Source organism: Streptomyces sp. NPDC058373 (assembly GCF_042723275.1).
Lineage (GTDB): Bacteria > Actinomycetota > Actinomycetes > Streptomycetales > Streptomycetaceae > Streptomyces.
Genome location: NZ_JBHXJE010000002.1, coordinates 255,863 through 259,490 on the forward strand (window position 1 = coordinate 255,863; position 3,628 = coordinate 259,490).

Sequence of the window (3,628 nt, forward strand, 5' to 3'; positions counted from 1 at the left end):
TTCTTTTTTTTTGTGGGGGGTTGTGCTTTCACGCCTCTAGGGGGGGCGGGGGGGGGCCCCCCCCGTTTTTTGGGGGGGGGGGGGGGTGGCGCGGGGGGGGGGGGGGGGGGGCGCCCCCCGCGGCCGCCCGGTGGCGGGGTGGTTCCGGTGTCAGCGCCCGGCGCTGTCCACCACGGCCGCCCATTCGTCCAGCAGGGCCTCGGCCGACTCGTCGTCGGGCCCCTCGGCCCACAGGTGGGTGACGGCCTCGGCCCGGTCGGGCAGGACCATCACCCAGCGGCCGTCGGCCTCGACCACGCGGACACCGTCCGTGGTGTCCACGTACCGGTCGCCGGCCTCCTCGACCACGCGCCGCATCACCAGGCCCTTGACGGCCCACGGGGTGGCGAGGTCGCGCTTGAGGACGTGGGCGCGCGGGATCCGGGCGTCGATCTGGCTGAGGGTGAGCTGGGTCCTCGCCACCAGGCCGATGAGCCGGACGAAGGCGGCCGAGCCGTCGAAGACGCTGCTGAACTCCGGCACGATGAAGCCGCCCCGGCCGTCGCCGCCGAAGATCGTCGCCTCGTCCCGCCCGACCCTGGTGAGGTCGTCCGGCGAGGTCGTCGTCCACTCGACCTGCGTGCCGTGGTACGCGGCGACCTGCTCGGCGATGCGGGTGGTGGTGACCGGCAGCGCCACCCGTCCGCTGCGCCGGTCGGCCGCGACCAGGTCGAGCATGACCAGCAGGGCCCGGTCGTCCTCCACGATGCGGCCCTGCTCGTCCACGAGCGAGAGCCGCTCGCCGACGGGGTCGAACCGGACGCCGAACGCGGCCCGCGCGGAGGCCACGATCTCCCCGAGCCGGACCAGCCCGGCCCGCCGGCTCTCCGCGGTCTCGGTCGGCCGGGCCTCGTCGAGCCCCGGGTTGATGGTGAGGGCGTCGACGCCGAGGCGCCCCAGGAGGCTGGGCAGGACCAGGCCGGCGCTGCCGTTGGAGGCGTCCACGACGACCTTGAGCCCGGAGTCGGCGATCCCGGTGGTGTCGACGTTGCGCAGCAGCGACCCGGTGTACGAGTCGAAGACGCTGGACGGGAAGTGCAGGTCGCCGATCTCCCCGGGGAAGGCGCGCCGGTACTCCTGCCGGGCGTAGACCCGGTCGAGCTTGCGCTGGCTGGCCTGGGAGAGGTCGCCGCCGCGCCCGTCGAAGAACATGATGTCGACGGAGTCGGGGACGCCCGGGGTGGTGCGGATCATGATGCCGCCGGCGCTGCCGCGCGCGGTCTGCTGGCGGGCGACGGGCAGCGGGACGTTCTCCAGGTCCCGTACGTCGATGGCGCTGGCCTGGAGGGCGGAGATCACCGCGCGCTTGAGGGCGCGGGCGCCTCGTGAGTGGTCACGGGCGGTGGTGACCGTCGAGCCCTTCTTGAGCGTCGTCGCGTAGGCACCGGCGAGGCGGACGGCGAGTTCGGGGGTGATCTCGACGTTGAGGATGCCGGAGACGCCGCGGGCGCCGAAGAGGTGTGCCTGTCCGCGTGACTCCCAGATGACCGAGGTGTTGACGAAGGCGCCGGCCTCGATGGTCTTGAAGGGGTAGACGCGGACGTTGCCCTGGATGATCGATTCTTCGCCGACGAAGCACTCGTCGCCGATGACGGCGCCGTCCTCGATCCGAGCGGCCCGCATCACGTCGGTGTTCTTGCCGATGACGCAACCGCGCAGATTGCTCTGCTGCCCGATGTAGACGTTGTCGTGGACGACCGTCTTGTGGAGGAACGATCCGCTCTTCACGACGACGTTGGAGCCGATCACGGTGTCCTCGCGGAGCTCGGCACCGGCCTCGATCTTCGCGTAGTCGCCGATGTAGAGCGGCCCGCGCAGCACCGCGTCCGGGTGGACGTCGGCGCCCTCGGCGACCCAGACGCCGGGCGAGAGCTCGAATCCGTCGAGCTCGACGTCGACCTTGCCCTCCAACACGTCGGCCTGGGCCTTCACGTAGCTCTCGTGCGTGCCGACGTCCTCCCAGTAGCCCTCGGCGATGTAGCCGTAGATGGGCTTGCCTTCCTTCATCAGCTGCGGGAAGACGTCCCCGGACCAGTCGACGGAGGTGTCGGCCTCGACGTAGTCGAAGACCTCGGGCTCCATGACGTAGATGCCCGTGTTGACCGTGTCGGAGAAGACCTGGCCCCAGGTGGGCTTCTCCAGGAAACGCTCCACCTTGCCGTCGTCGTCGACGATGGTGATGCCGAATTCCAGCGGATTGGGCACGCGGGTCAGGCAGACCGTGACCAGCGCGCCCTTCTCCTTGTGGAAGGCGATGAGATCGGTGAGGTCGAAATCGGTCAGGGCGTCGCCGGAAATGACGAGGAAGGCGTCGTCCTTGAGGGCTTCCTCCGCGTTCTTGACGCTGCCGGCTGTCCCGAGTGGCTTCTCCTCATTGGCATAGGTGAGTTCCATCCCGAGTTCTTCGCCGTCACCGAAGTAGTTCCTGACGAGCGACGCCAGGAACTGGACGGTGACCACGGTCTCGGAGAGTCCATGCCGTTTGAGCAGCCTGAGCACATGCTCCATGATCGGCCGGTTGACCACCGGCAGGAGCGGCTTGGGCATGCTTGAGGTCATGGGGCGCAGGCGCGTGCCTTCGCCTCCGGCCATTACGACGGCCTTCATGTCGGAAGCGTCCTCCTTGAAGAGACGACGGTCTTGCCGACTTCGCCCGGCCGGTCCGGCCCGCGACTAGGTGTGACGCGGGCCATCAGCCTTACGGCCGCCCATTGGCGGGGCTCAATCGGCCGTGGCGTCCGCCCTGACAAGTCGGCGGACCTGGACCACGTAGAGAATCCCTGCCCACCAGTAGAGGGTTGTACCCCATCCTGCGAACGCCCATCCGAAAACTGCTGCGAGGGACGCGAGCCAGCCGCTGCCCTCGCTGAGGAGCAGCAACGGAAACGCGTACATCAAGTTGAAGGTAGCTGCCTTCCCCAGAAAGTTCACCTGGGGAGGCGGATAGCCGTGGCGCCGGAGGATGCCGACCATGACCAGCAGCATCAGTTCACGGGCGAGGAGGAGGCCGGTGAGCCACCATGGGAGGATCTCCCGCCAGGTGAGTCCGGCCAGGGTCGACAGGATGTACAGCCGGTCCGCGGCCGGGTCGAGCAGCCGGCCCAAGCGGCTGATCTGGTTCCAGCGCCTGGCCAGCTTGCCGTCCAGGTAGTCGCTGACGCCGCTCAGCGCGAGGACCAGCAGGGCCCAGCCGTCGCTGTTCGGGCCGCCGAAGACCGGCCGGAGGATGAGCCACAGGAACAGCGGTACGCCGACCAGCCGGGCCATGCTGAGGATGTTGGGGATGGTGAGGACCCGGTCCGTCTGGACCCGAGTCTCCTGGACCTCCACCCGGGGGCCTCCTGTGGTGTAACGCGCCAATGTTGCTCCCTGACCTTACCCCTCGGCCCTCACCCCCTTCACAGAGGGGGCACAAGTCCCCCTTTAGGGGTTGCCAGGAGCAAAAGCGCGGAGATCGCCGCGGCGATCCGGACGCTGAATGAATCTGAACGCAAAAATGCCTCGGGCCCCGGAAACCCTTTGACAGGTTTCCAGGGCCCGAGGCCACAAATAGTTCGGCGGCGTCCTACTCTCCCACAGGGTCCCCCCT

Annotated in this window: 2 protein-coding genes; both read right to left on the reverse strand. The window is 68.9% G+C overall.

Translation table 11 applies throughout. The features are described 5' to 3' along the window. Positions 1-150: 150 nt before the first annotated feature. Positions 151-2,646 (reverse strand): sugar phosphate nucleotidyltransferase, encoded by a 2,496-nt coding sequence (locus tag ACFWMZ_RS02640; RefSeq protein WP_383170552.1) that lies wholly within the window; start codon positions 2,644-2,646, stop codon positions 151-153. Positions 2,647-2,760: 114 nt separating this feature from the next. Then, on the reverse strand, positions 2,761-3,369 hold the full coding sequence (locus tag ACFWMZ_RS02645) for a CDP-alcohol phosphatidyltransferase family protein (RefSeq protein ID WP_383170549.1): 609 nt from the start codon (positions 3,367-3,369) through the stop codon (positions 2,761-2,763). Between the last annotated feature and the right edge of the window lie 259 nt (positions 3,370-3,628).

Excerpts from the sequence above, each read along its gene's own strand:
- ACFWMZ_RS02640 (WP_383170552.1), bottom strand. The coding sequence starts at position 2,646 with ATGAAGGCCGTCGTAATGGCCGGAGGCGAAGGCACGCGCCTGCGCCCC.